This is a genomic window from Paenibacillus helianthi (assembly GCF_001909055.1).
In the GTDB taxonomy this organism is placed as follows: Bacteria; Bacillota; Bacilli; order Paenibacillales; family Paenibacillaceae; genus Paenibacillus_AQ; species Paenibacillus_AQ helianthi.
Window position 1 is genome coordinate 37,561 of sequence record NZ_LVWI01000048.1, and the last position, 22,751, is coordinate 60,311.

A 22,751-nucleotide genomic window follows, 5' to 3' on the forward strand; every position below is an offset into this window, starting at 1 on the left:
ACATGAAGAGAACAAAATTGTTTATGGATACCACCGTCGAGATCCAGGTTATTACCGGTAGAGCACAGGATATAGCCGCTGCCGCGGCCCTGGATCGGGCCTTCGAAGCCTTTCGCAAGGTTGAGCAGGCCTGCAGCCGGTTTAGCCCGGATAGTGAGCTGATGCAGACTACGCAGCAGATTCAGACCCCTGTGCCGGTTAGCCCGTTTTTATTTGAGCCGCTGAAGTTTGCCCTGGAGGTGGCTGAATGGACGGATGGCCTATTCGACCCCACCGTGGGGCAGGCGCTGGAGGACCTTGGTTTTAATGAGCATTACTTGACTCAGCAAGCGATTCACAACTTCACCTCTGCTTCCGCCTCCTACCGGGATATTGTCCTGGACGAGGAGAAGCATACGCTATATTTACAGAAGCCGCTGGTCATTGATTTAGGAGCGGTTGCCAAAGGTTTTGCCATTGATTTAGCCGCACATGAGCTGCAAGCTTTTGATGGTTTTGTCGTCAATGCCGGGGGCGACCTGTATGCCGGAGGCCTCGCTGAAACCGGGAGCAAGTGGAAGATCGGCATTCAGCATCCTGTGCATCAGGAACAAATCATCCACACGGTTGAACTTTCAAATGAAGCTATCTGCACTTCCGGAAGCTATGAACGCAGAAGCTCTATCCACCCGGAAACTCATCATATTATCGACCCGGGCAGCAAGCAATCCCCGCATGAAATGGTTAGCTGCAGTGTAATTGCCCCTTATGCCATGATGGCAGACGCCTTCTCGACAGCGAGCTTCTTGTCAGGGGTGAAGCATGGGACAGCGTTCATTGAGCAGGTGAATCTCAAGGCACTCTTTATTACTTCCGATTTAACAACAGTTACGCTTGGAGGGATAGACATTGAAAGTTAAACAATGGATCAAAACACCAAAAGGCTATGTCATCCTATGCATGCTTGCCTATGTCCTGCTGGCTTCAGCCGGAACAATGGATATTAAAGGCGTAGTTAACGCAGGCATTGCCGTCAGTGTATCCGTCGCCGCTGACATGCTAGGCACTTCTCTGGTCAAAAAGAAACGGACTCCTCCCTATAGCGCCGTCATCACAGGACTTATCGTCGCTCTGATCCTAAGCACAAGTGCTTCATGGATCATTGTCGCTGCAACTGCCTTGCTCGCCATTGTACCGAAATATGTGTTTGTGAATAAGAAAAAAGCCATTTTCAATCCGGCGGCTCTCGGCCTGCTGTTATCCAGCCTGCTCTTTCAAACCGGACAGAGCTGGTGGGGGGCCTTCGGCGACCTTCCGGCCTGGAGCCTGATTTTCCCTGTAATAGGCGGTTATCTGGTGACTAAGCGTGTGAATAAATTCCCTTTGGTCTTTTCCTTTCTCGGCACATATTTCGTCCTGCTGCTGATCATGGGAATATTCCAGTTCGGTGACGCCACAGATGCCCTGAGGATTCCTTATATCAATGCCAGCCTGTTCTTTGCCCTGTTTATGCTTACGGACCCGCCTACCTCACCGGCCAAGTATAAAGATCAAATCATTTTCGGTATCCTGTGCGCTGTTGCGGGGGCTATGGTGTATGCATACTTCGGCGGTTTGATCTACTTATTTGTGGGATTGCTTGCCGGGAACCTGTATCACTACGCAAGAACAAGACCTTCTTATCGCACACAGCTGCTGACGAGATAACCGTTTACTCCTTATCCGCCGGAATCTTTACCAGATAATCTTCGGAGTAGATCCGGTAGCCATTTGCTAACCGCTCGGGGACGGGCAGAATGCCGCTGTCCTCATAGTAGCGGATAGTTGCCATGCTCAAGCCGGTCCGCTGAGCCAGTTCGCCGCGTGCCATTCCTTCCATGCCTGTTCTCCCCTCTGTTTTTTGCATACCTGAAGTAGTGAGTGGCTTAAGTGGTCCACCTTCAGTAGAAACAAGGTCTATAGTGGAAAAAGTAGACTTAATCCAAGCAATCTCCTGCTAGATCGATCATTAGTTGTTAAACATGCTTTAGTACCCTTGGTTAAGTAGGCATTTATTCATTCAACAAAGCTGTGCCTCCGCTAGTTGTATCCTCAGTATGCCGGCGTGCTGAACCGTTGATTCCAAGCAGAAGCGGCATCAGCCTGAATGCCATCGGTCCAAGACTGCTTCAAGATGATGTAGATCCTGTTGAAACGGTGTCAGTACGGCAGCATGTCTGGATGGCGAACCGGCGGGCAAATTACTTTTCACAAAATGATTCAAGGTACCGGTCGGCCCCAAATCCAGATACAAGCAAGGGCCAGCTGACTCAAGTGAACGCAGGGCGGCGGGAAACTGGATCGGCTGGCGGGCAGCGTCCCAGAAATAACCGGAAGCTAGCTGATGGATTACCTCCCCGTGGACACACGAAACCATAGGAAACTGCAATTGGCGGCAGGCGACATGCTGCAGCATCTCCGCATATTGTTCTCGCGCAGGTTCAAGACAGGAGGAATGGAAGGCACGCGTAACCGGAAGGGCTTGGAACAGGATGCCTTCCGCTTTCAAATACTTCATAATGCACTCCAGATTCCGCTCGTAGCCTGCAACTACAAAGTGCGAATCGTAATTCACAGATGCCAGCTCACTGAAGCAATAGAGCATAGGTTCCTCTTCATAGAGCCGGGGATCATGCAGAATAGCGATCATTCCTCCCGGCTCGCAACTGGATTCTACCAGCCGTGCCTGCCCGTTGACAAGCCGAAGCAGATCTTCGGCGGCCATTGCTCCGGCCACAGCGGCAGCGACCGTCTCTCCCAGGCTGGTTCCGAGAACGAAGTCAGGCCGCAGCCCTTGGGCAATCAGCACCTGTGCCAAGGCAAACTGCACCATGTACAGCGCAGGGTGGGCATGCTGCAGACGATCAAACGTGCTGCCTTTTGTTTTGGCGTCATCGTAAATAATCTCTATTAAGGACACCCCCAGCATTTCACAGGCGACCCGGTCAAATGTCTGCATCCACTCGCGAAAAACAGGCTGCTTATTGTACAGCTCTCTTCCCATATGATAATACTGGGAGCCTTGGCCTGAGAACATAAATACAACGGATTTGGTCATAGGTTAAGGATATCCTTTCATAGCTTCGCTAGAAATGCTTGGCACTCCTGTCTGAATGCTTCCGGCAGCCTGGCAAGCTTGGGTATGGTTAGCGATACCGCATAGCGATGTCCCAGAACCGAGAGGGTTACATATTGGGTAAAATAAGTATGGGTGCTTACCATATAGGTCGGCCTAAGCTCAATTTGATTGATTTCATAGATGGAGAAGGGCGTGGTCAGCCCGGTTTTCACTGCTTTTGATAAAGATTCTTTGGCGGTCCATAACATCATCAGGCCCTTTTCGTAAGAGATCGGCAGCTTACGGACGGTTACTTTTTCGCGTTCGGTCATCTGCGTCTCAACAGCTGCAACATTAACTTCATCAAGCGCTTCCACATCAATCCCCATCTGAAGTTCCGCCGGAAAAGCAACCGCCGCCGACACATCCCCGCTGTGGCTGATGCTGACCGGATGACGGTGTCCATCGCGGGAGACCAACAGAGGTTGCTGAAAGATTCCGTTCTTCACCTGCAGTTGCCGCAAATCCTGCTCTCCGATGAGCTGAGACGCCGCTGTCTTTGCCGCATACCTCCCCAACAGATAGCTTCGGATTCTCGCCTCGTATTGCAGGCCGTTCAAATAGTCAACCTCCTGCGGATGCAGGTGCGATAGGATTGCCCGATAATATTGTGGACCAGGCATATAACACATGCTCCAGCCCCATGGATAACGCCCGCGCTCGGCGGTCAGTTCATATAACGCTTTAGCCACAAGCGGCGTCCGGTTCGGTAATTGCTCCATGGTGCTCATGTAAAATATTTATTGTAGAATGCGTAAAGAATTTTATCGGAAAAGCTTAACCCTGCAACACGCAGTTCCGGACTGAAGGATGACAATTGCCCTGCAACCTGTTGGATAAAGCCATCATCATACAGATCATCGATGGATGCCGTTCTGAACAGCGGTTCAAGTGTTCGGCACATCTGTGCCGTCTGGCTGCAGGTGCAGGAATGGAAATGAACCTGCTGAAGTATATTAAGTGCACATTGCACATAACCGCGCATGTCTTTGCCGCACAAGGGACAGGTGATCCTGATTGCCAAATCACACTGTCTGAATTGCCCGTCGTTTGCAGAATGATTCGATATTAGATGGATCGAATTGCGTTCCGTCACGTTCTCATCTCCCTTAACAATGTGTGGTCTATTTGAAATTGAGCAATGAGCTCTGATTGCCTCTCATTCGGAATCGCACAAAATCCTCTCTTTCTGTAAACTGAAAATAAATATTCTGATTCAGCAGTGTCCGCATCGTCTGTCCGGGAGCCATGCCGAAAGAGTGGCCTGGAAACACGATTGTCTCGGGCGGAATTGCCCTTCTGAGCTTTTGAATGCTCTCGAACATCTGGTCAGCGGAGCCTCCCTGGCCAAAGCATGAGCCGCAGCCTTCACTGAAAAGCGTGTCACCGCTAAACAGATAGTCCGCCACTCGATAACACATGCCGCCGGATGTATGACCGGGTGTGAGCAGACATTGGATTGAGGTATTGCCCAGAGTAAGCTCCTCCAGGTTATGCACTCCGTGAATATTTCTGCATTGGTAATGGTAGTCATTGATTTCTCTCTGTGACATATAGACTTCCGGATTGTACAAATCGATTAACGGCTCTACCAGATTGGTGTGGTCGAAATGAGAATGGGTCAACAAAACAGCCCGCAGTTGTACTTGCAACTCCTCCAGTTTGCGGAGTATCTTCTCCATCTCCCAGGACGGGTCTACTATGAACGCCGTCTTGGACTGCACCTCCTCGACAAGATAGCAATAGTTGATAAAATCCGCATAGCGGGTTCTGATTACATGTACGATGCAGCTCCGGTTCATAGAAATCCCCCCCCAAACAAAGATGCCGTCACACAACACATACATGTTGTTGACGACATCTTCTCCTTCTCGTTGCAATTCTTCTACTTCTTCAGCTTGGCTTGCAACGCCTGACCTGTATAGCTGTCCTGCTCCAGCATCAACTCAGCCGGCGGACATTGGGCGATGATCCGGCCACCGCCCTTACCGCCTTCCGGTCCCAGGTCCACGATCCAATCCGCTGTCTTGATTACATCCAGATCATGCTCGATGACGATGACCGTATGTCCTTCATCTGCAAGCTTGTGCAGAATATTGAGCAAATGCTGGATATCATTGAAGTGCAGCCCAGTGGTCGGCTCATCCAGAATATAGATCATCTTCCCCTTCTTGACTTGACTAAGCTCCTTGGCCAGCTTGACTCTTTGCGCTTCGCCTCCGCTAAGCGTGGTTGCGCTTTGCCCTAGTTTAATATAGTCCAGCCCGACATCCTGGAATGTACCGAGAATCCGCTTGATCTCTTTATGCTTGCTGAAAAATTGTGCGGCTTCCTTGACATCCATCTCCAGTACTTCTGCTATGCTCTTTCCATCATAGGTCACTTTGAGAATATCCGGCTTAAAGCGCTTGCCCTTGCATTCGCTGCACGTAATCCACATATCGGCCAAAAAGTGCATCTCAATTTTGACCTGTCCTTGACCGTGGCATACCTCGCACTGCCCGGCCGACGAGTTGAAGCTGAAGCTGTCGTAGGAGAACCCCATCTCGCCCGCCTGTTCAGTCTGGGCGAACAGCTTCCTGATCTTGTTGAACAGATCCGTATAGGTCGCAGGGTTAGAACGTGGCGTGCGGCCAATCGGATCTTGGGAGACATTGATAACTTTATCCAGCTGATCCAGGCCCGATATTTTCCGGTATGGTCCCGGCTGGGTATCGCTCCCGTTCAATATTTTCTCCAGCAGCGGTTCCAGGGTTTCGCCAATCAGACTGCTTTTGCCGCTGCCGCTGACACCGGTCACGCAAGTAAAGGAGCCCAGCGGGATTCTTGCGGTTACATCTCTCAGATTGTTATGGGATGCTCCTTCAAGCACAAGCCAATCCTGAATCGGCTTGTGCTTTCTGGACGTTGCCGGGGCTTGAACCGACTTGCTTCCATTCAAGTATTGCCCGGTAATGGACCTTGGGTTGGCCATAACCTCAACCGGTGAGCCGACGGCCATCACTTCTCCGCCCAGCACCCCTGCCTTCGGCCCGATGTCCACCAAATAATCGGCCTCCCGCATAATTTCTTCCTCATGCTCAACGACAAGCACGGTATTGCCTTGATCCCGCAGCTTCAGCAGCGTATGCAGCAGCTTGCGAATGTCCCGTGGATGAAGCCCGATGGAAGGCTCATCCAGTACGTAGAGCACGCCAACCATGCCGCTGCTCAGATGGCTGGCCAAGCGCACGCGCTGCCCTTCTCCCCCGGATAAGGTTGGTGCCGTCCGATTCAGTGTAAGATAGTGCAGCCCGACGTTCATCATGAAGGAGAGCCGGTTGTAGATTTCTATAATCAGCTCTTCTCCGATGTCCAGCATGTCTGCATCGAGAGATTCATATACGCCCTTGATCCATTCCAGCATCTCTGCAATGGAGGATGAGCTGACCTCCGAGATATTCTTGCCTCTGAGCCGGACCGCCCTTGCTTCCTTGCATAGCCGGGTTCCTCCGCAGCCTTGACATTCCGCAGACTCCATATAGGTGCCGTATTTCTTCTTGGAGGCTTCCGATTCCGTTTCGTAATACAGACGGGACAGCTCCGGCACAAGCCCTTTGATCGGCTTCGCGGTTTCTTTGTTGCCCAGCGTAGACTGGAACTTGACCTTCTCCTGGCCTGACCCGTAGAAAATAATCCGATGAAACCATTCGGGAAGATCCTTCCATGGACTCTCAATATCCAATCCATAGTGGGCATAGACGACATCCAGCGGGCCTGTTGGCCAGGTTGTCTTCTTGCCTTCCCTCAGGTTGCCAAACCATTTCAGGGCACCGTCAAGAATGGACAAGTTAGGATCATCCACCAGAAGCTCCGGGGAGATGTCCTGCTTCGTTCCAAGGCCGTTGCATTCCGGGCACATGCCGAGCGGTGTATTGAAGCTGAAATGCTGGGAGCTGAGCTCCGGGAAGCTAGAGTGACAGCAAGGACAGATCATCTTCGTTGTGAACAGGTAGGCGGCATCCTGTAATTCAGCGGAGATGGTATACTTGGCCGCTTTGAGAAGCTCTTGGATGGAGCCGGTCAGTCGCTGGATGAACGTTTCCCGTTCCACGGCTGAAGCAGCCGACTTATCGGGAACAGTAAAACGTTCGCCGATTAGCTCAACATTCCAGCTCTTGACCGCTTGGGATACATCCAGCTCACCCGCAGACTGCCGTCTTCCGTTGACCCGAAGCTCTGTTACGCCTCTCTTCTGCAAATCCTGAACGGTATAACTTATATCCCCGGTATACTGAACCAGAACAGGTGCAAACAGCTGGAATGTATCCCTTGCGGACAAAGAGCCGTACAAGGCTGCGGCAATATCCGCAGGTCCTTGCGGGTGTATTGCCGTGCCGCATTTCAGACATTCCCGGAATCCGATCCGCGAGTACAACAACCGCAGGTAACTGGAAATCTCCGTAACGGTCCCAACGGTGGAGCGGGGGTTATTGCTTAATGTTTTTTGTTCAATGGCAATGGCGGGACTGAGCCCGTGGATGGAATCTACCTTGGGCCGTTCCACTTTATCCATATATTTGCGAACATAGGGCGACATGCCAACCATAAACCTGCGCTGCGCCTCGGCATAAATCGTATCAAACACCAGGGAGGATTTTCCACTGCCGCTTAGCCCGGTGAAGACAACCATCCGGTTTTTAGGTATTTTCAGATGAACATCTTTCAAATTATGATGTTTGGCGCCCTCGATCACCAGCTGATCTATAACGACTTCTTCTCCCGTATCCCATTTGGACGAGTCAAAGCTGCGGAAGCTGTCCGGGGGGCTGCCGACTACGATGCGGGACGTATCTTGAGCCTTCCCGCGCAAGTCTTCTGTTGTGCTTTGCTGCTGATCCAGCTTAGTCCGAACAGGAGACGAGAGGAAGACATCTGTTTCGAAGAGGGCTCTCATAGCCTCAAAGCCGTCATTTCCAACTGACAAAATATCCGCTATCTTCTGCAGATGGTCGAGATCATCTTTTTTCATATCTTTTCTGGCACGGAATCCCCACCAGTTATCCCAAGGCGATACTTCATATTTATTAAGGGATACAAAGTTGCGAATCAGGTTGCCCCGGATAAAGCCCAGCCCTGTGTCCTGCTTATACCCGAAAAGACGGTCATCGAGCAGGTTTTTGCGGCACTTCGTCCAGACCTCCTCGGAACGGTAAAACTTCTCCTGCGGAATGTCATCCGGCCCGAAGAACAGTCCCAAGGAGCTGCGAAGCGTCTCATCCAGAGAAGCATCCGCCAACACCCAGCGCTCCTCCTCTTCTTTCCAATACTCACAGAGCCAGTGGGCAGGATAGAAGTCGGTGCGGTAAGCGGAGAAGCCGCACAGCACACGCGCTGGTATCCCTTGATGGCGCAACATGGAGCACAACATAACGTTGATATCCCGTGAAGTCAGCAGCAGCCGGTCTTTGGGTTCCCTGCGCACGTTCAGCGGTTCGGACTGAAGCTCATAGAGCTTGCCCAGCAGCCTGGCGGCATAACGCAGCTCCACCTCTTCCTTCCGGTTATTCGTCAGCTTCACTCCATAAAGATCTGCATGCTGAAAATCAATTGCCAGGCCTTGAATCAGCAAGCACAGATCATTGGGCTGGGCGGGTAGGTCATTATAGAGAGCGGACCATTCGCCAGGGTCAGTTATCCCTCCGTGCTGTCGGTAGTACTCTTTGAGCTTTGTATCTGTATGCAAGTATCTCATATTCCCCTCCGCTGGACGTTGTACCCAAGGCCAATCGATATGCGCTGGGTTATTATTTGAATGCCATAGCCTCCGTCAAACCTGTGGACTGCTTAAGTTTATTAAGATACAGATAGCACCAGCCTAAGGCGAACACCATCATAACAAGATTAATCGCGGCCATCGCATAGAAAATACCGGTGGCGCCCGCGTCATACCAATAGAACAGCATATACGACACAGGAATGGTCAGAAGCCCCATGCGCAGAATGTCGAGAATGAGCCCCGGCATTGCTCTTCCGGTTGCCTGGAAGGAGCTGGTAACTACAATAGCTGCCACTACGCCCAGATAAGAGAACGAAACAATCCGCACCTGTCTTACGGCGCCCTCTACCACATCGGATACTCCCGTGAGCATGGAGAAGATATACGGCGCCAAGCCGTTGTAGATAAGAACAAGCACGATGCAAAGCGCAAGCGACAGCAGCACATTGGTCTTGAAAATGCTGAGCACGCGGGACATATTTCCACTGCCATAGTTCTGACCGATCTGGGTCAATGCAGCGCTGCCAAAGCCATAGCCTGCCAGCAAAAGCAGCTCGTCGATTCTTCCGACAATGATCCAGGAGTTCATTGCATGCTCGCTGATGGAGCCCATTAAATTGTTAATAACTGCGCTTGCAACCGACAAAGAGATCATGCTGAGCGTCTGCGGCAGACCGATATAGGCTATCTTGCCAATCACCGAACGTTCCACATGTCTGGCTTTCCAGTTGACAGGAAGACTCGATTTCTTGCTGCGGAACAGGTTGATTACAAATAACAGAGAGACGGTGATCGAGATTGTGGTGGCCAATGCGGCGCCGGCAACGCCCATATTCAGCCCGAATATAAAGATCGGGTCGAGGATAATGTTGACTACCGTGGAGAGCAGCATAGCCATTCCGTAATATTTGGATAGACCTTCGCCCTGCAGCACGCCCAGAAGCGTCTGAAATACCAGCATCATCCCGAGTCCGGGGAGAATCCAGTGCAAGTAGGTCAGCCCGTTGTTCAGTGCTTCCTCACTCATCTGGGAGCCGGACAGGAACGGGAGAATATTGTCAGAGAATAGATAGATTACGGCAATGGAGAATAGTGCCAGCCCAACCGCCAGCCAAATGCCCGAACCCGCCGCCCTGTCGGTTACCTGCTTGTTCTTCTCACCGATCCCTCTTGCCACAATCGAGCTCATCCCGGTGAACAGGCCGAGACTCATGGCAAGGAAACACATATGTATCGGAAAGACCAGCCCGATTCCGGTCATTAATGCTGTCGAGGACTTGTCGATCATAGAGATGAACACCGTATTGGTTATACCATAGCCAAGCAGCATTAATTGCCCAATGATGACCGGCACAGCCAGCTTGATCGATGTGGGAGCAATCGGTCCTCTCAATATCTCATCGGATAGTCCGCCCCCCGCTTTCTCTATGGAATTGTTAGATTCACTCATAGATTCCCAGCTCCAATCTCCTATTTTTTTGAATTACATACATATGTTACACTAATAGTAATAAAATAATCAACTTGCATTTCTCAAAGAATAGAAGAGGCCAAAGGTTCTCCCGAAGCGATCAATCGGATGGTTTGCTTGATAATCTCGCAGCCTTGCAGCAGCAAATCCTGTTCAATCATCAGAGGCGGCATGATCTTCAGAACGGTATCATTGCGTCCGACCCGCTCAATGATCAACCCGGCCTGGAAGCAGGCTTTGGCTACACGCTCTGCACTCATCGGATCAGCGCAGCCTCCGAAATCTATTCCCCATATCAGTCCAATCCCGCGTATGTCTACCTCCGGAATCAAAGGTTTGATCTCATTGCGCAGGAAATTTTCGATGATAGCCCCCTTCTGCAATACAGATTGATCTAAATTCTCGTTGCTTCGCAATTCCAATGCAGCCGAAGCCCCAACAAAGGCCATCTGATTCCCGCGGAAGGTTCCATTGTGCTCGCCCGGACTCCAGACATCCAGCTCCGGCTTCAGCAGCAGCAAAGACATAGGCAGTCCATAACCGCTGATCGATTTGGACAATACGATTAGATCGGGCTGCACATTCGTGCGTTCAAAGGAAAAGAATGATCCTGTTCTGCCGCAGCCTACCTGAATGTCATCGACGATCAGCAGCACATCGTGCTGTTTGCAGAGCGCAGCCAGCTGTTCCAGCCACTGCGCAGGAGCAACATAAATTCCCCCTTCCGCCTGCACCGTCTCGATGATAACGGCAGCCGGCTTCTCCACGCCGGAATGGGTATCCGAGAGCAGTGCCTCCAAGTAGCCCAGAGTATCGAAATTTTTGAGATACCCGTCGCAGTAAGGAATGAAGGTCACATTGTGTAGCGGCATACCTGCACCTGCACGGGAAGAGCGATTGCTCGTCGCCGCCAAGCTTCCGAGGGACATCCCATGAAACCCGCCCATGAACGAGATGATGCCTGCGCGTTGGGTGACCTTACGGGCTATCTTCATGGCGGCCTCCACTGCATTGGTGCCTGTCGGCCCGCAGAATTGCAGCTTGTATTCCATTCCACGGGGGCTTAAGATATGTTCCTGGAAATCCGTCATAAACTGCTGCTTGGCCTCTGTGTACATATCCAGGCCGTGAATGATGCTGTCCTCCTGCAAATACGCGATCAGACGCTCTTTGATGTAAGGGTGATTGTGCCCGTAATTGAGGGCACCCGCTCCGGCAAAAAAATCAATGTACGGTCTGTCGTCGGAGGAGTAAAGAATGGAGCCTTTGGCTTTGCCAAAAGTAGTTGGGAATGACCGGCAATACGATTTTACATTTGATTCGAGCTCTTCATGAATCACTATAATCGCTCCCTTCGCCATATTCACTACAAAAAAAGTAATAATCGCCAATAAATGGCGATTATTACTTTTTCATATCTATTATTTTTTCTTCAAATAGCCATTCTGCACAAAGTATTCTACGTATTTACGGATGTGTTCCTTGCCGATCGGTTCGAAGCTGATGTCCGTCTCTCTAAGGCCGATCTTCAGATTCTTCAGATCATAGACATGCACTGCCCGCGAGTCTTGACTATCAGCGGCCTTCCATACTTCGTCTGGGATTTGTCCAGAGACGCTTGCCTTCGCTTGGAGCTCTTCCATCTGTCTTCTCCATGTGTGGAAGGGCAATTCCTTAACCGGGAATCCGGCTTCGGTCAGCCATTCCGCCAAGTCACACAGCTCGAAGGAATACGGGGAGGCGACATTAAAATTGCGGTTCAGACATTTCGGGAGGCTCGATAGCCGCACGATCGCCTGACTTGCCTGCTCCACCGGCAGCCAGTTGAATTTGAACCGTCCTTTGGGGATTATTCCCGCTTCTGCGATGCTCTGCAATGTTTTGGCTGCAAAGTCATTGTTGTTCCAGATGCCGGTCCGGCTGTGTCCCGAGATGATGTCGGGTCTGTAAATGGTAACTAGCATTCCCTGCTCTCTGGCCCGCTGCACCAGCTTCTCCGCCACCCATTTACTCTGGGTATATCCGAGCGTCTGGTCCAGCTTCCTGTTGTGAACCAGCTCCGCATTGTCGCCGATCACGATGTCACGTTGAAACATGCCGGATCTTGCTTCGGTATTCTCAAAGACGGAGGTGGTAGAAATGTAATGTACCGGCTTGATTCTGGATTGGGCGGCCAGCTTCAGCACCTCCGCTGTTCCGTTCACATTGGCCTTCTTCAGCACCTGGTACGGATAAGCAAAATTTACATATGCGCCATTATGGAAGATGAGGTCGATCTTGCGCGCCAGTTCGTCATATTGATCGCTGGCAAGCCCCAGCAGCGGCTGCTCCAAATCTCCAACCACAGGAATCACTCTGTCAAGCAGCTTCTCCCGCCAGAGCAGATGCTTCCGGAGCGTACGTTCCAGCCTGTCACGGGCTTCAGCCACATTCTTCGCGCGAATCAGACAATGGACCACCGCCGTCTCATGCAATTCAAGAAGGTTCACCAGCAGATATATTCCCAGATGTCCCGTCGCACCGGTCAGCAGGATGTTCCGCGGTCTGTCCCACTCCGGATAAGCCACCTCTGCCTGTATGGCCTCTGCCTCCAGACTGCCGGCCCATGCTTCTTCCATTTCGTCTACATGTTCGTCCTCCTTGTCAAACCGTCGGGCCATTTCGCGGATGTTCGGATTCTCCAAAAATTCCATCAGGGAAATATCCGCCGACAGCTCCCGCTTCAGCTCGTCAAGCAGCTTGATCGCCAGGAATGAATGGCCGCCGACCAGAAAAAAGTCGTTCGTAACACCGAGGTTCTCCAACTGAAGAACCCGCTGCCAGATTGCAACCATCCGCCGCTCCGTTTCAGTTGCCGGCTGGACGATATCGCGCATGGATACCTTCAATGCCAAGTCCGGCCCCGGCAGAGCCTTGCGGTCGATCTTGCCGTTGCTGGTCAACGGGAAGGCGTCAAGCCGGATAAAGATCGTCGGCACCATGTATTCCGGGAGCTTGCTCCGCGCATAATCCTGTAATTCGTCGAGCGGCAGATTGCTTGGCCCGTTCTCTGTATAGTAACCGATCAGGATGCTCTCGCCTGTCTGATCCTGCTTCGCAAGCACAACCGCGGCCCCGACGGAGGGATGACGTGCAAGTACCTCCTCAATCTCGCCCACTTCAATCCGCAGGCCGCGCACCTTCACCTGGTAGTCCGCTCTGCCCAGAAATTCAATGCTGCCGTCCGGCAAGTACCGCGCCATATCGCCCGAACGGTACATCCGCTCAGTACCGCCCTCTCTGAACGGGTTCGCGACGAATTTCTCGGCGTTCAGCTTCGGCCGGTTCAGATAACCTGCCGCAACTCCCTTGCCGCCAATACAGAGCTCACCCGCTACACCAATGGGAACCGGCTTCAGTTCCGGGTCCACAATGTAGATGTCGGTATTCGGGAAGGGCCTGCCGATGGGGACAAAGCCCTGATTGTCGGAATCCAGCTCCGCGCAATCCACATAGGTACTGTCAATGGTAACCTCTGTCACCCCATAGGCGTTGATAAACCGTGTACCCTTGGCGAAATAACGGCGGAACTCCTGCAAATCCTTCATATTCCAGCTGTCAGAGCTTATGATCACGGTCTGCATGGTATCCAGCATTATGCCTGCATTCTTCATGTATTGAACCAGATGCCGCATCACCGCCGGCACAAATTCTGCAATATGAATGCCCTCTTCAACGATCAGACGGTGCAGCTGGACAGGATCTATTACGCTTTCCCTTGGGCAGAGCACCAGCCGGCCGCCTGAACAGAGCGCCCGCATCAGATCGCCAATAAATACGTCGAACGTGAAGGCCGCCATCTGCAAATGAATCCTGTTGTTCTTCTCAAGTAAGTAAACATCCCGATATCCGCAGAAAATGTTGACAGCACTGCCATGCGTAATGCCTACACCTTTGGGCGTTCCCGTTGAGCCGGAGGTGTAGATCACATAGGCCAGACTCTCGGACTGCGGCGGATCGCCGGGGTTGTCGTCCCTGCAGCGGTCCAGTTGGTCCTGCATTGAATCCAGACAGATGATGGTGGACTGCTGCGCATCGAAGCTCGGCTCCATATCGGAGGTGGTTATAATGATTCCGGCATTGGCGTCTGCGGTTATAAATCCGATCCGCTCCCGCGGATAAGCGGGGTCAATCGGCACGTAGGCGCAGCCCGCTTTGAAGACGGCAAGCACGGATACGACCGTCTCCATCGATTTCTCCAGGCAGATTCCCACTACTCCGCCTTGTTTCGTGCTGATGGAGCGCAGGAAGTGTGCCAACCGGTTAGCCCGTGCATTTAGCTCTCCATAGGTGATCGATGCAGATTGGCCGCCTGCTCCCCGTGCGGTAACGGCAAGCTCATGTTGATGTTGTTCCACCTGCTGCTCAAACAGCCCGTGTATGGACTGATTACGGGGATAGTCCCTGATCCCGTCATTCCATGTCTCCAGAAGAAGCTGCTTCTCCTCTTGTCCGAGAAAATCGTAAGACAGCAGCTTCCGATCCGGATCGGCGACGATTTCCCGCAGCAGATTAACAAGATGCGCCTGGAATCGCTCCATCGTGTTCTCATGCCATAAGTCCTTGTTGTAGGCCAATCTGCCCTTCATTCCGTCCGTTCCCTCCAGCAATTCCAGCTCCAGATCAAACTGGCCTTCCTGCTGGGGGATTTCATAACGTTCGACGGTCCCGTCTCCGCCGTTCATCTTGGCGGTCATATTCTGGCTCAGCAGTTGGAAGGTAACCTGAAATACGGGAGACCGGCTGAGATCCCTTACCGGCTTCAACTGCTTGACCATCAGCGAGAACGGATAGTTCTGGTTGTCCAGAGCCGAATACAGCGTCTGGCTGATCCGTTCAAGCGCTTCCCTGAAGGTCGGTCCGCCTGACAGATCCGCCCGGATGACAAGCGGGTTAATGAAATAACCCGAGGCATCCTGAAAGCGGAGCGGCCCTCTGGCTGAAGCCGTCGTCCCGACAAGCACATCCTCCTGCCCGGAATAACGGTGGAGCAGCACCTGGAAGGCGGTTAATGCCACCGTGTACAATGTTTTCTTTTCCTTGCGCGAAAATTTCACAAGCTCGTCCGTCAATGCCTTGTCGATACTAAAATTCAGGGTTGCCCCACTGGTGGTCTGGACAGGCGGACGGGGACGATCCGTCGGCAAATTAAGCACGGGAAGATCGCCGCCTAACTGCGATTCCCAGTACGTCCACATCCTCTTCCCCTCTTCGCCCTCCAGTTCCGTTCTCTGCCAGGCAATATAATCGAAGTAACGCATATCCGGCCCAGTCACAGGCACAGTCCCCGGGTCATCCATCAGCTTGCCGTAGAACGTCCACAAATCCTGAATCATCAGACCTGTGGAGGTGAAATCCGTGATGATGTGATGGATATTAAACAGCAGCACATGATCGTTATCCGTAATGCGGAATAGAACTACGCGGAAGCCCGGCCGCTCCGTCAAAGTGAACGGAACACGGTACTCCTTGATATTTTCGGCGGTCAGCCGCGCTTCATCCCATCCGGAGGCATCGATCAGCTCGATGGGAGGATCATATTGTTCGTGTACAATCTGCGTCTCTTCCCCTTCGATAACAGCAAAGGTAGTCCGGAGCAGCGGATGCTTGAAGACGAGAAACTCCAGTGCCCGCTTGAACAGATCAAGGTGCAACGGAGTCCGGATTCGGACATGGTAAGCCGTATTGTACGCGGCACTCTCCGGATAAGAGCAATGTACAAAGAACAACGATTGCTGTCCCAGCGACAACGGAAAATGCAGCTTGCCCTGCTGGACGGGCAGTTTCGGACGCTCGGCCTGCTGGAGAGGCAACTCCAAATGTTCTGCCGTCCGAACGGGAGATTCCGCTAGTTTCTGCTGCGGCTGCTTCTCTGTCAGCAGATTCGGCGCCGCCCCGTTCTCCTCCAGGACATATCCTGGGTCCCTCTCCTCTTCGAATTCCACGGAGCCGCACATGAAGCTGTGAATATAGATATCCTCATCCATGGCCCCGAAATCGCGGGCAATCTTGCCGAAGTCCATTCCGCCGATTGGCACCGTTCCGATTCCGCATTCGGCCTGTCTGTCCATCAATACCTGTCCGATCATCCCGGATTCCAGCTGTGCATAAGCCGTGCAGCCCTCTCCAAGGAGAAGACGGCTCTCCGACAAATTGCCGACCAGGAAGATGAAGAACTTGGCTTCCACACTGATTTTGATATTGAAGGGGGTGTGGCAGGCGCGAATCGGCTCGGATAAGCCGGCGCGAATCATGGTTAAAGCATTCTTACTCCGATTGTATTCGTATATCCCCTCCTGAAGTGTCTCTACACCGTTCTCTTTGGCATAGATGTATATCTTTAGACCGGAGACACCGCCGGGAGGCGTGTACAGCCCCTTCTCCACCGAATCAATCTCTTCCGTACCAAGCGTGGACAGCCATTTGCTGAACTGGCGGAAGGAAACAGAGGCATCTATATAATGCCGTCTGCTGGCGCGAAGGATGTAATGGGACGAGTCCCATTCGTGCGGAGCCAGCGCAATCCGCTGATCGTCTTCATGGAATCTGCGGATATGGGGCTGTTCCCGCGTAAGCTGAACAAGCTCTTTGCGGCTTAGAATATTAAACTTCCGCTCACGCTGGATGCGGAGAATATCTGCCGCCGTCTCGTATACGGGACGCGTTCTGAAATGTCCGGCAATGTCAAGGCGGCCGTCCCTCAAGGTCTGCACCAATGCCGCTTCATCGAACAGCGGACCATCCTCGGCCCGATAATCATAGTAACCGCCCATAAGAGAGAAGATGTACCGGTTGCCGTCGTCCAGCCGGAAGCTGTCGGCAATGCGCTCAAAATCAAGCCCGATGGCCGGGTACAGCCCGATATTGAATTCGTGCTGTCTGTTCACCAGCAGCTGCGCCATGTATCCGGCATCCAGCTTGGCCAGACTCTCGCTGTAATCCACGTACACCGGCCGCAGTGCATTTAGCTGGGCGATGAAGAAGATGCTGAAAGCGGATTGCTCAAACACAGACCGGTTCAACTCCATATGGACAGAGGAATCGATCATGAGCGGGCTGCTGATGAAATACAGTTCATGCGTCAGCGGATGGTAATAATACAAGCCGCCGGCCAGACCTTCTATGCCGCCTTCCTTGATATATACATACGCCTGAACGCCATTGCGTCCGCCGGCCGAAGGATACAGGAATTTGCTGTCACCCTTCACCTTCTCCATCTTCAGCAGTGCAAGGAAAGCGGAAAAAACATCAAATGATATCGGCTTCTGCACAAAGCGGTGTTTGCTTGATGCGAAGCGGTAAAAGATCTTTTTGAACGGCGGAGCCTGCAGCTGTACGATCTGTACCGGTTTCTCTTCCAAGGCCAGTGCAGAAGCCGCTGCTTCCCTTCCGGCAGCTCCAGCAGCTCCGGCAGCTCCCGATGCCGGAAGGGAAGAGCCGGAAGCGTCCGTCATCGCCTCACCTGCAATAAACTTGGCAACTTCCTCAATTGTAGGCGAGCGGAAGAACAGATCCACCGGGATCGTGACCTTGTATTTCTCTTCCACCATCCGGCTTACTGTCATAATTGTCAGCGAGGTGGTGCCTATATCGAACAAATCGTCGGATGCCTGAATGTCCTCCTCCGTTTCCAGCGCCTCCTTGAACATTCCAAGAAGCTCCTCCGTCAAGCCGATCCGGCTTGCGGACGTCTCTCCCTTGGCTTCAATGTCAGCGGGATTTCCGCCTGCCGCATGACCGTGTATATAAGCCGCGATATCCCGGATAGCCGGATTGGAGAAATAGATTTCGATGGGGACGCTGACTTCATACCGGTCCGCAATCCGCTGATTGGCCGTCATGAGTGTCAACGAGGTTGCCCCGAGATCAAAAATATCATCCTCCGCCGTTACCGCATCCCCGGTGTCCAGCGCTTCACGGAAGATGTCGATCAGACTGCTGACCAATCCTTGATAGTCGGCACTGCCATTCCCGGCAGGCCGCTCCGCCTCTACGGCCGGAAGCGGCCACGGCAGAGCCTCCCGGTCCAGCTTGCCGTTCTCTGTCAACGGAAGCTCAGCGATCCGGGCAATAACGTTCGGCACCATATAATCCGGCAGGAGTCCTCTTACATGCTGCCGGACTTCCTTGGCAGTCGGCTCCTCCCGGTTGGCGCCAATGACGTAGGCGACAACCTTGGGATCGTCGGTATCCTTGTCCTGCACAGCCACAACCGCCTGCCGAATCCCGTTCATCCGGAGCAGCGCCGTTTCGATCTCACCCAGCTCGATCCGGAAGCCGCGCACCTTCACTTGCAGATCCAGACGGCCGAGATATTCCACATCGCCGCCAGGCAGACGCAATGCGGCATCCCCGGTCTTATACAACCGGCTGCCCGGCTCCCCGGAGAACGGGTTCGGAATAAACCGCTCTGCAGTCAGTTTCGGTCGGTTCAAGTACCCTCTGGCCAGCCCCTTGCCTCCTACATACAGTTCCCCCGGAGTCCCTGATGGCACCTGGCGCAGCTTGTCATCCAATATGTACAGCTGTAAGTCGGGGATAGGAGTGCCGATGACACTGGTTTTGGAGACAAGATCAGCGCCGGTTATCGGCCGGTAGGTAACATGTACCGTGGTCTCCGTAATGCCGTACATATTGATTAGCTCCGGTTCCCGGTCGCCGTGCCGCTGAATCCAAGGAGCCAGGCTCTGCGGGTTAAGCGCCTCCCCTCCGAAGATGACATACCGGAGCGACAAGACTGCCGGATGCTCCAGCCGGTCTTCAGTCAGCATAAATTGCTTAAAGGCGGTCGGCGTCTGATTAAGCACCGTAACCCCTTCGGCAGCAACCAGCCGGTAGAACTCATCGAAGGAACGGCTGACCGCGTAAGGAACAATCACCAGACGTCCGCCGTGAAGCAGCGCCCCCCAGATTTCCCATACGGAAAAATCAAACGCATACGAGTGAAACAGCGTCCAGACATCATTCTCCCCGAATCCGAACCAAGCCTCACTCGAAGAGAACAGGCGCACTACGTTGGAGTGGGGGATCAGAGCTCCCTTAGGCTTGCCGGTGGAGCCGGACGTATAGATGACATAAGATACGTTATCGCCGTGCGCACCGCTGTCCGGATTGCGGTCATCCTCTACGGCAAGCTCCTCCTCAATAAGGTCCAGACAGATGAACCGGGCCTGATCCGGTTTAGGCAGCTCGGACAGCTGCCCGGTCCGGGTAACAATAAGCGGCAGATTGGCATCCTCGATAATGAGAGCCAGCCGTTCCTTGGGACTGTGAGGGTCCAAGGGTATGTAGGCCCCTCCACTTTTAAGGATAGCCAGAATGCCGATCAGCAGTTCGAAGGAACGCTCCAAGCACAATCCGATCATTACCTCTGGCCCTGCACCCTGCTTGCGCAAATAATGCGCCAGCCGGTTCGCCCGCTTGTTCAGCTCCCCATACGTCATCTGCAATCCGTTGAAGGTAAGGGCCACGGCATCAGGATTTCTCGCCGCCTGCTTCTCGAATAGCGAGTGGATGCAGCCGGTAGACTCAGGCAGCCGGTTAACGTAATCCGCCCCCCACAGATCGGGATCATGGGCCAGGTCGGTCAGCAAGCCGTGGTACCGCTCGAACATGCTCTCCGCTATTTCCGGCGGCAGCATGGATGCATCGTAATCCCACTGGACCCAGAGGGAATCCTCGCGCTCAAGGCTCATGTTGTCCAAATAGACACCGGGGGTAGCGGATTGCCCGAACCCGGCCGCCACCTCCGGCGGCAGCGGCAAGGCTCCGCCTGCAATGCTGTTAGTAAATACGACCGGGAAGCTGAGCGGAGCAGCCGGTGAAGCAAGCATCAGCTTCTTGCGCAGCTCTCCCAAGCCGCCGACGGCACCGCAGGCCAAGTCCTTGCGGATGCTCTCTTGCAAGCTACGGGCCCTCTCGGCAAAAGGCAGACCGGAAGGGCGGATCACAACCCAGCTGAGCGAGGTGAAGTCACCGACGATCCGTTGAATATCCGGATGAACCGCCGGACGGCTCCAATCGACGAATACGACGGTGAAGGGCTCCTGTTTGCTCTGCTCCTCCAGCACTTGAGCATAGGCGGCGAACAACAGAATTCCGGGCTCAATGGACAATTCCGCTGCCTTTCGCTTGAACCCCGCCCAGTTGTGGATTCTCCCCTCCAGCCGGCGGTGTCCGTTTGCCGTTCCGCCGCCGACAGCATAGGGGAGCATAGGGCCGGAAGGCAGATCCTTCATTTTCTCCTTCCAGTATGCCGCCATCGCCTTGCCCTCATCCGATTTGCGGAAACGGCCGGCTTCCTCCAGATAATCACGGTAAGTTAACCCGGCTTCCTCCAGGGAAGCTTCGGGAGTCTCATACAGCTTGAATAGGTCATGATATAGCATAGCAATGCTGTTCCCATCTGCGATCAATGCATCGATGGTCAAATGAATCCGCGCCTTGTTCCCATTCCACAGCGAAACCGACAGATCGAACAAGGGCCACTGGTTCAAGGGAAACTGCATTTGCTGCTTGTCCTGCCGTATCCTTTCCGCTGCCCGAGGGTCCACTTCTTCATTCGACTGCCGATAGGATTCAACAGAAACCACATACTCCGGCACCGATTCCAATACCTGCTGCGTGCCGTTCTCGTGAACGACGGCCCGCAGCATATCATGGGCTCCGACCACACGGTTCCAGGCTTGCTGGAGGCGGGCAATATCAAGCTCCTCCAAATCAAATTCCTGGTACATCCGGCAGCCCGCCTTATGGTTCAGACGTCCGAATAATTGCGCCTGCTGCATATCGGACAGCCGGAATTTATCATATCTTCCCGCCGGAGATGTTCCAGCGGCAAGCAGCTGCGGTGCCGGAAGCTTGTCCTTCAAGGAAATCTGGTCCCAGATCTCCCGGCTCGCGAGCTGCCCGATAATATTCACGTAATCGGCGAACATGCGGGCTACAGTCCCCGGTTGAAAATATTGCTCCACAACATCCCACATCACGGTCAGCCGACCATCCTGCTCATAGGCCTGGTGGTCCAGACAGACCTGCGGTGTCTGGGAGATCGAATACACTGTCTTGGCCAGCCAGCTGTCCTCCGCCGCCCGCCCCGCATTGTTCAGCATGCTGGTGAATACAACCGGAATGGACAGAGCGGGGGCTTGCTTGCTGCGCACCCGCAGCTCCCGCAGGGCCCGGATTCCGCTCACACTGCTGTGGTCAAGATCCTCCCACAGTTTTTGTTGATAGCCCTTTGCTTTAGCTTTGAGCGATAGCCGGCGGATCTGTTCGATCGTGAAAATGTTGGTGGATACAAAAGGACCGACAACCTGGTCAATCTGCGGATGAACGGGCGGCCGGTTAAAGTACGTAAGGATGATAGAAAAAGCATCATCTCCGCTCCAATACGACAGCAGCTCGCTGAAGCACAGGATGAGCAGTGCCGTTTGCGAAATGCCTATGTCCTGGGCAATATGTTTGAGCCGTGTCCAGTCTTCCTTGCCGACTACATGCTGATAGCGCCTACGCTCATAGTAAGGCTGCTCAGTCGGCTTGGCAGGGTTCAGGTCGTAGGGAAGAGAAGGACCGCTTGGCACCTCGGCATACTTCTTCATCCAGTAGGCCAAATCGCGCTTGTATCGGGGAGACCCCTCCTGATTACGCTGATACAACATATATTCACGAAACGTGTACTGCAGCGGCTGCAGCTCACAGGACGGTTCTCGGTACAGCCGGTACCACTGCTTGAACAATGTCGCCATGCTGAAGCCATCGACCAGCCACTCATCAATGCTAAAGTGAATGATATGCCGGCCCTGGTCCAGCCGGGACACACCTATTTCAAACAAAGGCCATTCGCCCGTGCCGTACAGCTTGTGGGACATGCGCTGCCTGATCTCCCCGATCCGGCGGTCAACCTCCCCCTGATCCTTGCCGGTTAAGTCATATACCTCCGGCACATATTCGGGAACCTGTTCCAGAAGCTGCTGGGACCGGTTGGCCAATACGACGGTCCTCAACATCTCATGATACGTAATCAACCGGTTCCAGGCAGAGGTCAAGGCGGAGATATCCAGATCGTATTCCTCCAGCTCGAAATAGATATGGCAGCCCACACGATCGGTCGTTCCCCCGAAAAACTTGCCCACCGAAAATGATTCCTGCATATCCGACAACGGAAACGGGCGGTAGCGCTCCCGGTCCGATCCCGCAGCCTCATTCCGGACCGGTGAACCGGAATCCTCATGAAGCTCTTTATCCTGTACAAGCTGCTGCATACGCTGCAGAACTTCCCTTTTCTCCTTGTCGGATAGTTGGACAAACTGATTGTGGTTTAGCATGGTTTCTCTCCTTCCAGAGTG

General features: G+C 53.2%; 11 protein-coding genes. 2 read left to right on the forward strand and 9 right to left on the reverse strand.

The window, feature by feature from the left end:
- The first annotated feature begins 2 nt into the window (after nucleotides 1-2).
- Both A3844_RS17955 and A3844_RS17960 read left to right on the forward strand, forming a co-directional pair.
- Nucleotides 3-899 carry an FAD:protein FMN transferase gene (locus A3844_RS17955; RefSeq protein ID WP_074108113.1) on the forward strand — a complete coding sequence of 299 codons (897 nt, stop codon included), beginning with the start codon at nucleotides 3-5 and terminating at the stop codon, nucleotides 897-899.
- On the forward strand, nucleotides 889-1,686 hold the full coding sequence (locus tag A3844_RS17960; RefSeq protein WP_074082899.1) for an RnfABCDGE type electron transport complex subunit D: 798 nt from the start codon (nucleotides 889-891) through the stop codon (nucleotides 1,684-1,686). Before A3844_RS17955 ends, A3844_RS17960 begins: the two co-directional genes overlap by 11 nt.
- A gap of 4 nt (nucleotides 1,687-1,690) precedes the next feature.
- On the opposite strand, the gene A3844_RS17965 is transcribed toward A3844_RS17960, so the two are convergent.
- From A3844_RS17965 to A3844_RS18005, 9 genes are all read right to left on the reverse strand, one after another.
- Entirely contained in the window at nucleotides 1,691-1,858 is a 168-nt protein-coding gene (locus A3844_RS17965) for a MerR family DNA-binding transcriptional regulator (protein ID WP_083606912.1), read from the reverse strand.
- Nucleotides 1,859-2,116: 258 nt separating this feature from the next.
- Complete coding sequence (locus tag A3844_RS17970; RefSeq protein WP_074108114.1) at nucleotides 2,117-3,076, reverse strand: acyltransferase domain-containing protein; 960 nt, start codon at nucleotides 3,074-3,076, stop codon at nucleotides 2,117-2,119.
- 17 nt (nucleotides 3,077-3,093) lie between these two features.
- Nucleotides 3,094-3,858: a 4'-phosphopantetheinyl transferase family protein gene (locus tag A3844_RS17975; RefSeq protein ID WP_167374699.1), complete on the reverse strand. Its 765-nt coding sequence runs from the start codon at nucleotides 3,856-3,858 to the stop codon at nucleotides 3,094-3,096.
- Nucleotides 3,859-3,863: 5 nt separating this feature from the next.
- Entirely contained in the window at nucleotides 3,864-4,232 is a 369-nt protein-coding gene (locus A3844_RS17980) for a hypothetical protein (protein ID WP_074082894.1), read from the reverse strand.
- 28 nt (nucleotides 4,233-4,260) lie between these two features.
- Complete coding sequence (locus A3844_RS17985; protein WP_244169795.1) at nucleotides 4,261-5,016, reverse strand: MBL fold metallo-hydrolase; 756 nt, start codon at nucleotides 5,014-5,016, stop codon at nucleotides 4,261-4,263.
- Between the two features lie 5 nt (nucleotides 5,017-5,021).
- Nucleotides 5,022-8,870, reverse strand: a complete 3,849-nt coding sequence (uvrA, locus tag A3844_RS17990) for an excinuclease ABC subunit UvrA (RefSeq protein WP_083606914.1) — start codon at nucleotides 8,868-8,870, stop codon at nucleotides 5,022-5,024.
- Nucleotides 8,871-8,922: 52 nt separating this feature from the next.
- A complete protein-coding gene (locus tag A3844_RS17995) occupies nucleotides 8,923-10,344 on the reverse strand; it encodes an MATE family efflux transporter (RefSeq protein ID WP_074108116.1) in 1,422 nt (473 codons plus the stop codon).
- Nucleotides 10,345-10,427: 83 nt separating this feature from the next.
- Nucleotides 10,428-11,726 (reverse strand): diaminobutyrate--2-oxoglutarate transaminase, encoded by a 1,299-nt coding sequence (gene ectB, locus A3844_RS18000; protein WP_425270611.1) that lies wholly within the window; start codon nucleotides 11,724-11,726, stop codon nucleotides 10,428-10,430.
- A 60-nt stretch (nucleotides 11,727-11,786) separates the two neighbouring features.
- A complete protein-coding gene (locus A3844_RS18005; protein WP_074108117.1) occupies nucleotides 11,787-22,730 on the reverse strand; it encodes a non-ribosomal peptide synthetase in 10,944 nt (3,647 codons plus the stop codon).
- Between the last annotated feature and the right edge of the window lie 21 nt (nucleotides 22,731-22,751).

Excerpts from the sequence above, each read along its gene's own strand:
- A3844_RS18005 (WP_074108117.1), bottom strand. The coding sequence starts at position 22,730 with ATGCTAAACCACAATCAGTTTGTCCAACTATCCGACAAGGAGAAAAGG.
- A3844_RS17955 (WP_074108113.1), top strand. The coding sequence starts at position 3 with ATGAAGAGAACAAAATTGTTTATGGATACCACCGTCGAGATCCAGGTT.
- A3844_RS17995 (WP_074108116.1), bottom strand. The coding sequence starts at position 10,344 with ATGAGTGAATCTAACAATTCCATAGAGAAAGCGGGGGGCGGACTATCC.
- A3844_RS17975 (WP_167374699.1), bottom strand. The coding sequence starts at position 3,858 with ATGGAGCAATTACCGAACCGGACGCCGCTTGTGGCTAAAGCGTTATAT.
- uvrA (WP_083606914.1), bottom strand. The coding sequence starts at position 8,870 with ATGAGATACTTGCATACAGATACAAAGCTCAAAGAGTACTACCGACAG.
- A3844_RS17965 (WP_083606912.1), bottom strand. The coding sequence starts at position 1,858 with ATGGAAGGAATGGCACGCGGCGAACTGGCTCAGCGGACCGGCTTGAGC.
- A3844_RS17970 (WP_074108114.1), bottom strand. The coding sequence starts at position 3,076 with ATGACCAAATCCGTTGTATTTATGTTCTCAGGCCAAGGCTCCCAGTAT.
- ectB (WP_425270611.1), bottom strand. The coding sequence starts at position 11,726 with ATGGCGAAGGGAGCGATTATAGTGATTCATGAAGAGCTCGAATCAAAT.